This window comes from uncultured Phenylobacterium sp. (assembly GCF_902826855.1).
Classification (GTDB): Bacteria; Pseudomonadota; Alphaproteobacteria; order Caulobacterales; family Caulobacteraceae; genus Phenylobacterium.
In genome coordinates this window covers 1-7,812 of record NZ_CADEGK010000100.1, presented here as the reverse complement: position 1 = coordinate 7,812, position 7,812 = coordinate 1, and the positions used below count along the sequence as shown (strand labels likewise).

The 7,812-nt window shown below is 69.9% G+C and carries 7 protein-coding genes and 1 pseudogene (1 of these 8 only partly in view); 4 read left to right on the top strand and 4 right to left on the bottom strand.

All coding sequences use genetic code 11. The features are described from left to right. Together QZV94_RS14385 and QZV94_RS14380 are read left to right on the top strand one after the other, a co-directional pair. Nucleotides 1–205, top strand: a pseudogene (locus QZV94_RS14385) (NAD kinase) (it extends 614 nt beyond the left edge of the window). Between the two features lie 117 nt (nucleotides 206–322). Next, nucleotides 323–784: an Hpt domain-containing protein gene (locus QZV94_RS14380; protein WP_293678607.1), complete on the top strand. Its 462-nt coding sequence runs from the start codon at nucleotides 323–325 to the stop codon at nucleotides 782–784. A 67-nt stretch (nucleotides 785–851) separates the two neighbouring features. On the opposite strand, the gene QZV94_RS14375 is transcribed toward QZV94_RS14380, so the two are convergent. The 3 genes from QZV94_RS14375 to QZV94_RS14365 form a co-directional block, all read right to left on the bottom strand. Continuing rightward, nucleotides 852–1,550, bottom strand: coding sequence for a PEPxxWA-CTERM sorting domain-containing protein (locus QZV94_RS14375; RefSeq protein ID WP_293678598.1), 699 nt, complete (start codon nucleotides 1,548–1,550; stop codon nucleotides 852–854). A 134-nt stretch (nucleotides 1,551–1,684) separates the two neighbouring features. Beyond that, nucleotides 1,685–2,485, bottom strand: a complete 801-nt coding sequence (locus QZV94_RS14370; RefSeq protein ID WP_293678597.1) for an NUDIX domain-containing protein — start codon at nucleotides 2,483–2,485, stop codon at nucleotides 1,685–1,687. A gap of 53 nt (nucleotides 2,486–2,538) precedes the next feature. Then, nucleotides 2,539–3,675 (bottom strand): DUF2336 domain-containing protein, encoded by a 1,137-nt coding sequence (locus QZV94_RS14365; RefSeq protein ID WP_293678596.1) that lies wholly within the window; start codon nucleotides 3,673–3,675, stop codon nucleotides 2,539–2,541. A 173-nt stretch (nucleotides 3,676–3,848) separates the two neighbouring features. On the opposite strand from QZV94_RS14365, the gene QZV94_RS14360 reads away from it, so the two are divergent. Together QZV94_RS14360 and QZV94_RS14355 are read left to right on the top strand one after the other, a co-directional pair. Further along, on the top strand, nucleotides 3,849–5,603 hold the full coding sequence (locus QZV94_RS14360) for an ATP-binding protein (RefSeq protein ID WP_367254487.1): 1,755 nt from the start codon (nucleotides 3,849–3,851) through the stop codon (nucleotides 5,601–5,603). Between the two features lie 52 nt (nucleotides 5,604–5,655). After that, complete coding sequence (locus QZV94_RS14355) at nucleotides 5,656–6,852, top strand: CaiB/BaiF CoA-transferase family protein (protein ID WP_293678595.1); 1,197 nt, start codon at nucleotides 5,656–5,658, stop codon at nucleotides 6,850–6,852. A gap of 6 nt (nucleotides 6,853–6,858) precedes the next feature. Here QZV94_RS14355 and QZV94_RS14350 read toward each other — a convergent pair whose 3' ends face one another. Continuing rightward, nucleotides 6,859–7,701, bottom strand: a complete 843-nt coding sequence (locus QZV94_RS14350) for a transglycosylase SLT domain-containing protein (protein WP_293678594.1) — start codon at nucleotides 7,699–7,701, stop codon at nucleotides 6,859–6,861. Between the last annotated feature and the right edge of the window lie 111 nt (nucleotides 7,702–7,812).

Here is a 7,812-nt window from a genome sequence, read left to right as displayed (position 1 = left end):
CCGGGCGGCCTGGCAGCGCCTGCAGGAGCAGGCGGAGGGTCTCGAAGGGGCCAAGCGACCGGTCTCCGCGGTGGCCGACAACTTCGAAGCGCCCAACGTCGCCGAGGTCTACATCGCCGAGGATCGCGAGGTGTCGCTGACCATGCTGTTCGACGCCGGTCGCAGTCTCGAAGAGCGTGTCCTGGCCGAGCAGTTCTCGGCCTGAGTCATCGGCCGGAGGGCCGATGCCCGGATCCCGGCTCTCACCGCTTGTTAACCGGCCTCTCCTAGGTTCCGCTGGCTAACGCGGGAGTGTCACGTGAGCGAGCACAAGACCGGTCAAATGATCCAGGCCCCCAGCGCCCTCCGCCTCAAGGTGGGTGGTGGTCGCCTCGGCGCCATCGACCCTGCCGCCATAGCCAAGGCCGAGGCCGCGTTGAAGAGCCTGTCAGGCAACTTCGCCCAGTGGTTGAACGACGAGATCTCCAAGCTCGAGGCCGCCCGCCAGACGGTCCGCGCCGAGGGTATCAGCCACGAGAACATGGAAAGCCTCTACCTGCGGGCCCATGACCTGAAGGGCCTCGGCGCCACCTACGGCTTCCCGCTGATCACCCGCATCGCCGGCCTGCTCTGCCGGCTGATCGACGACAAGGCAAAGCGCCCCGAGGCGCCCATGGGCCTGGTCGACGCACACATCGACGCCATCAAGGCGGCGGCGCGCGACGACATCAAGACCGAGGACCATCCCGTCGGGAAGATGCTCGTCCAGGAGCTGGAGAGCCGGATCAGGGAACACGGGGCCTAGCGTCTCGACGACAGGACCGCCGCCGCGAACGAACCGCCGTCCCGGCGGGGGTCAGCTCTGAAACGCTCTAGACTGGGATCGGCGCGGCGTTCCGCCTGCGGCGGATCACGGCGCCGGCGGCGCCGAAGCCCATGATCATGAGCGCCCATGCGCCTGGCTCCGGGACCGTCGTCAGCCCCGGATCAAAGTTCAGAACCGACGGCGTTCCGTTGCCGGTCACATAGTAGAGCTTGAGATCGTGCGCGCCGGGTCCGCCGGGCAGTGAATAGCCGTGGGTGACCGCAACCGTCTCCGGCGCAGAGCCCCCCACGAGGATGTTGTCGACATAGATCGTAGCGCCGTCGTCGTGCGTGAACGTCCCCACGATCGGCGCGGCCGAGATGTAGGTCGTCGCGATGCGGAAGAACGTCGTGTAGGCATCGCCGTTGATCGTCAGACTCGTGTTCAGGAAATCGGCGAACGTGAACGCCGGGAGAACCGTGGCGAAGTTGCTCAGCTGTGTCGCATAGCCGTCGAGCAGATCGATGGCTTTACCGCCGGCCGGCGTGCTGTTCTGGGGGCTGATGTCGCTCCAGTTGATCGCGCCGGTCCAGTCGAACGTCACGCTCGCTGGACCGATCGGCACATGGGCGGGATCGGCGAAGTTGTTCGCGCTGGGCACCGCGCCCTGGAGCCAGACCTCGATGTTAAAGACCTGGGCGGCGCTGGCCGCGCCCGCGGCAAGGGATCCGGCGGCGATGATTGCCGTGAAGGCTGCGAATTTCATGGGCGGCTCCGAGGGCGTGGTCGCGTCAAAACACCACAGCCAAGCTACGGCGCATAACAGACTCACCTTCTAGGCGAACGGTGTTCGCGGAATCGGGCGGGCCGCCGGAATCGCGGCGCAAAGCGCAGCGTCGCTCAGCGCGGCGCGTGCTCGGCGTTGATCCGGTCCATCGCCTCGGCCACATCGCCGTAGCCGGCGTCCGGCGGAATGACGAGGAACCGGCCGCCGTCGCGCATTTCCACCTTCGGCAACACGGTGACCAGTTTCCGGCCCTGGGCCCGGCTCACGCAATCGTTGGCGCTGGTCGCTTCGGCCAGCAGCTGCACGTTCATTCGGGTCGGGAAGATCACGGTGCGCTCCCCGGCGTCGGCCAGCCGCAGCACTTCCGACGGCGAAATCCATTCCGCGTCCACGGCCTCGCGCCCATCGGCGGCGGCGACCTGATCGGCCGGCGCGCGGACGGCGTAGAACCAGGTGTCGAACCGCTTCGGCATCATGTCCGGCGTGATCCAGCGGGCAAAGACGATCAGCGCGTCCAGCCGCAGCCGCACGTCCAGGTCCTTGACTACGTCGATGAACGCCGTGCGGCCATGGTCCACCGCCGAGCGCACCTCGGGATCGCACACCTGCGCGAAGTCTGAGCCGTCAAGGCCTTCGGCCAGCAGGATGCCGGCCTCTTCGTAGGCCTCCCGGATCGCGGCGATGCGCAGGCCCCGCTGCTCGGCGTCGAAGGCGTCCCAGCCGATGCAGTGGTCGGCCCAGGCCGGATCTTGGTCGCCCTCGTGGGTCTTGCCACCCGGGAACACCAGGGCTCCAGACGCGAAGTCGATCTGATGGTGGCGCTTGACCATCAACACCTCGAACTCCGGCGTGTCGCGCAGGAGCAGGATGGTGGCGGAGGGACGCGGTTCGGCGGGCGTGGCTTTTTCGCTCATGAGTGGAGCTTGGGCGGCGGTCCCGACGTAAGGCAAGCACCTCGGCGCCTGGGTCAGGCGGACTTGCGGGCCTTGGCCGGCGTGGGGAGCGTGCCCAGGCGGTCGAGGAGGTAGTCGACGTCTTCCCTCGCCGCCTGCTGCGGCTGGGTGAGGAAGCGCTGCAGCATGCGTTCCTGAAAGCGCTCCTGGTCGCGCGCGCCGCCGTCGAACTCCATCGAGTGGAACGTGTCGACCGCTGCCCGGAAAGCCGGGAACAGGCGCGCCGGCAACCCGGCCCGCTCGTAGATGGCGCGCAGGCCCAGCGGCCCCGCGTCATGGATCATCAGCCAGGTCCGATGATGGGGCACGCCGGCCAGCTCAGCCACTCCCCACTCGAAAAAGGTCATGTGGCCATGCGCCAGCGCCCTCAGCAGCAGCGATGCGCTGAGCCGCTTTTGGCCGTTGAGATGGGTCACCAGGCCCTTCACGTCGGCCGTGCGCCCGGCCTGGTCGACGATGTCGACCGTCGCCCGCTCCGCTGCCCCAGTGGCGATGTCCAGCGCCGCCTGCAGGGTGACAGCATGGTGCGTGACGAGGTGGTGGCGCACGTGGTCGCTGACCAGCGAGACGAGCCGCTCGGTCACCGCCAACGGCAGGACAGTGCGGTAGGCCACCGCGGCCAGGACGCGCTCAGAGACCTCGAACCGGTCGACCACGCGCTGCAGGGCGCTCTCGGCGAAGTCCGCGCGAGGATTGGCGCAGGCGGTCGCGACGGCCCGCTCCCCGCCATGCTCGGCGATGCTGTCGGTGACGGTGCGGCTGAGCTCCGGACGTTTGGCGATGGCGACCTGGCGGACCGGGCCCCCCAGGCGGACGATCTCGCTGAGGTCAGCGTCGGTGAAGGCCGGCGAAAAGGCCAGCATTGGCAGGCAAATGGCCTCTACGTCGCGGGACAGCTTCAGCGCCACATCGCGCGGCACCAGGGCCGAGGCCCGCAGCGTCTCGACGATGGCCTTGCGGACCAGCTCGGCGGCGTCGGCGGCCATCACCCTCAGGATGTCGGCGGCAAGCGCGCGATCGTCATCGCTGAGCGGCGTCTTGTCCATGGTGGTGCAGAGCTTGCGGGCGGCGAGCGCGCGCTCGTCGGGCGTGGCGCCTTTCACCAGCGTGCGGATGTCCTCATCCGTCAGCGCTGTCCGGGTCGTCGCCATGCCCCCCAAGACCCCCATCGTCGCACCGCCCTCGCGGTCCGCTGATTCGAGGTTTGGCGCCGGCAGCTTAAGCAAACGTTGCCGTACGGATCCGCCGGTTAAGGATCTCTCCTAACCGGGCGCCAAGAGGTGGTGGCGCAGGGTGCCGGGGAAATCCTGATTGGGAGCCACCCGTGGCGCCGACCAAATCCACCGACGCGGCCCTGGCCCTGACTGTCGGCGAACAAGGGATGAAGGCCCAGACGGGCCTCCTCCCTTACGCGCTGCTGGCCTTCGGGATCAGCCTGCCGATCTTCGTGTGGGTGGCCAGCCACGCGGCCAACGCGGGCTGGATGAGCGTCAGCTTCGCCGCCTTCGCGATCGGCTGGGGCGCCTTCTACGGCATTGTCGGCTGGCTCCGGACCATTGCTGCGACCGATCTACGCACCCGCGCCCGGGTGCAGGTGATGGGCGGCCTGTTGTGGGCCGTAGCGATCGCCCAGCTCGCGGTCTTCGCTCATTTCGCCGGGCCTGCGCGGGAGACGCTGCTTCTGCTGACCCTGGGCGCGGCGATGATCTGCGTGGTGTTCACCGCCCCCTGGCTGCCCAGCTTGCTGATCGTCGCGCCCGCTGCCCTGGCGGGGCCCCTCGGGGTCTTGTTCCTGCTGCCGCAGGACCAGTGGATCGCCCGCCTGGCCCTGGCGGCCGCGGCCTTGGCCCTGGCCCTGGCCCTCCTCGTCAACCGCATCTTCCGTAGCCAGTTCGCGCTCGCGGCCGAGCGCGAAGTGCTGCTCGGCGAGCGGGGCGAGCAGGCCGAGGCCGCCCGCCGGCTGGCTCGATCCAAGTCCGACCTCGTCTCGACCCTCTCCGACGAGATCCGCAACGGCCTCACCGGCGTCGCCCACGTGCTGGCCTCCGCCGCCGACCGCCGTCGCGCCGCCCCATCGCGCCAGCAGGTGGCCGCCGCCCTCCACGCGGTGAACGACCTGCTGGTGGTGTTGAACACCACCGTCGACGCTGAAAGCGCCGAGGCCGGCCGCCTGAGCGTCGAGCCCGGCCCGGTCGACCTCACCGCGGTGGCCCGCGACCTCGTGATGCTGAACCGGCCCGCCGCCGTCGCCAAGGGCCTGGAACTGGTCCTGCACGTTGACGCAGCCCTGGCCGACGGTCCGGGCGCCGCCATCGCCGACTTGGCCCGAACGCGCCAGTTGCTGGCCGCCCTGATCGGCAACGCCGTGAAGTTCACCGTGCGCGGCCGGGTCGAGGTGCGCCTGGGTCGCGCCGCCGAGCGCCGCATATCAGTGGCGGTCGCCGACACGGGACCCGGCCTCAGCGAGGATGAGCTCATCGTCGCAATGCAGCCCTTCCGGCGCGTGGCGCGCACCAGCGCCGGCGCGTCCGGCGCCGGGCTGGGCCTGCCGCTAGCGGTCCAGCTCGCACGGCTGATGGGCGGCGAGCTGAAGGCCGAGAGCGCGCTGGGCGTCGGTAGCTGCTTCACCCTTGAGCTGCCGTTCGACCCCGAGGCGACCCTGGCGCCCGCCGAGCCGGCGACCGAGGCGCAGCCCGCCGCGCGACGCCTGCGTATCCTCACCGTCGAGCCGGAAGCGCTTGGCGCCGCAATGCTGCGCGCCAGCCTGGAGCAGCTGGGCCACCAGGTCGTCCATGCGGCCGACGGCCGACGCGCGGTGGAGTTGGCCCGGGTGTGCGACCTCGACCTGGTGATGTGCGCGCAGCCGCAGACCATCGCAGCGCTCCGCGCCCTGGACGGCGCCGCCGCGCGCACGCCGGCCATCGCGCTGACCGGCGGCGACGCCGAGGAGGCCCAGGCCGCCCTGGCGGCCGGGGCCGACGCGCTCCTGCGCCGCCCGGTCGCCGTCCCCGCCGCCGCCCGCGCGATCGCCGAAGCCCTGTCAGCGAAGACTCCCGCGAACGATCGGGCCGTGGCATAGGCGCCGTCAGGGCGCCTGAGCTAGGCTCGCGTCCGTAACGGGGAGATCGCGCGTGCTGCTCAAGGGTCTGAAGGTCGTCGACTTCACCGCCTACATCGCCGGGCCCGGCGCGGCCTGCATCCTGGGTGACTGGGGCGCGGACGTGATCAAGGTGGAGCGGCCGGGCGGCGACAACATGCGCCACGCCTTCGCCGACCTGAAGAACGACCTCGGTTCCAACCCCACCTTCGACCTCGACAACCGCGGCAAGCGCGGCGTCGTCCTCGACATCACCAAGCCCGCCGGCCGCGACGCCCTGGCAAAGCTCTCCGAGACCGCTGACGTCTTCCTGACCAATGTCCGGCCCGTGTCGCTGAAGAAGTACGGCCTGGACGACGCGACCCTGCGCGCCGCCAACCCGCGGCTCGTCTATGCGGTGATCACCGGCTACGGGCTGGAGGGACCGGAGGCGCATCTGCCAGGCTTCGACGTCACCGCTTTCTGGGCCCGGTCCGGCCTCGGCTACATGACCGCGCCGAAGGGCGCCGAGCCCTTTCAGCGCACCTCTGGAATGGGCGACCACACCACGTCGCTCGCCACGGTCTCGGCGATTCTGGCGGCGCTTTACGAGCGGGAGCGGACTGGCCGTGGCCGGCTGGTGCAGACCTCGCTGCTGGCGACCGGCGTCTACCTCTGGGGCTCAGACCTGGCCGTGCAGTTGCGGTTCGGGCGCGTCGCCTCGGTCCGCTCGCGCGACAATCCGATCAACGCCCTCTCCAACTACTTCAAGAGCGCCGATGGACACTGGTTCGTCCACAACCCGCGCGGCGGCTCCGGCGGCTGGGAAACGTTCCTGAAGGCGGCCGGGCGGCCCGAACTGATCACCGACGAACGCTTCGCCTCGGGCAAGTCACGCCGTCAGAATGCACGGGAGCTGGCGGTAGAGCTCGACGCCGCCTTCGCCGCCCTGCCCATGGACGAGATCGCCCGCCGGCTTGACGAGGCCGACCTTGTCTGGGCGCCGATGCAGACTCCGGCCGAGGTCGCCGCCGACCCGCAGATCGCGGCCGCCGGCGCCTTCGTCGACGTCGACGACGGCAAGGGCGGCACGTTCCGCTCGCCCGCCGCGCCTGCTCGCTTCCCCGGCGCCGACGCCACCACCCGCCCGCGCGCGCCGGAACTGGGCGAGCATACGCGCGAGGTGTTGGCGGAACTGGGCTATGGCGAGCGTGAGATCGAGGCGATGATCGAGGCCGGCGCGGCGGTCTGACCCTACCTATCCATCGCGGCTGTCGGCGAAGACCTTCAGCATCTCGCTGGTGAAGATGGAGCTGGTGAGGCGGCTGCCGACGCCGGCCTGATCAGCGGGCTGGGCGCCGCGCAGGATCAGCGAGACCAGCGCCTCCTGCTCCTGCTGCCGCGCCGCGCGGCGGGTCGAAGCGTACTGGATGAAGCCGTCGTCCTGCGGTTCGGGTGCGCGCGGAGCCGTCACGGCGCCGTGACCGCCGCCCTTGGTCAGGTTCGCGTAGACCTCCCCTACCGTGGCGGCGCGACCCTCGCGGTAGAAGATCGAGCGGTTGGCCCGGGCCGCGTCGGGGAAGAGCGTCGAGGCCGCCACGCCCGGACGGGTCTGCATGGCCTCGATCAGCCGCGCCGAACCCTGTGGCCCCAGGAAGTGGGCGGCATAGAGCTCGCCGGCCGTGGGATCGCGCCCCACCCGGCCCCTGAGGTAGGCGGCGTGGCCAGAGGTCAGTTCCCCGGCCATCAGCGAGGCGGCGTGCGGATCCAGCCGCAGGTCCATCACCGCCCGGCGCGCGTCGGCGCCGGCCACGTGATAGCGCCCGTCGGAGCCCTTTGTGATCAGTTCGGCGTAGCGCGCGTAGCCGTGCTTTGAGCCGTGCTGCTTGAGTGTCGAGAGCCAGGTCTGCTCCACGAACTGGAACAGGCCGGCGGCCGAGGAAGATGAGGCTTGGGCGCGCGGGTTGTAGCTGCTCTCGCGGCCCGCGGTCTTCATCAGGAATCCGAAGTCGACGCCCGTCGCCTTGGAGGCGCGTTCGATGGCGGCTTCGACAATGCCCCGGATTCCCTGGACGGCCATGCCCCATGGGTGGGCCATCATGGTTAACACCCCGATAAGGTCGCAAGTCTTTGTCAATTACTCGTGTAATTTACATGGCCGATCACACGTGTAATATCGACCTCAGCAACACCCTAGCCGGGAGCCTGAGAT

Coding starts and splice junctions, on each gene's coding strand:
- QZV94_RS14380 (WP_293678607.1), top strand. CDS start 323: ATGATCCAGGCCCCCAGCGCCCTCCGCCTCAAGGTGGGTGGTGGTCGC.
- QZV94_RS14375 (WP_293678598.1), bottom strand. CDS start 1,550: ATGAAATTCGCAGCCTTCACGGCAATCATCGCCGCCGGATCCCTTGCC.
- QZV94_RS14370 (WP_293678597.1), bottom strand. CDS start 2,485: ATGAGCGAAAAAGCCACGCCCGCCGAACCGCGTCCCTCCGCCACCATC.
- QZV94_RS14365 (WP_293678596.1), bottom strand. CDS start 3,675: ATGGCGACGACCCGGACAGCGCTGACGGATGAGGACATCCGCACGCTG.
- QZV94_RS14350 (WP_293678594.1), bottom strand. CDS start 7,701: ATGATGGCCCACCCATGGGGCATGGCCGTCCAGGGAATCCGGGGCATT.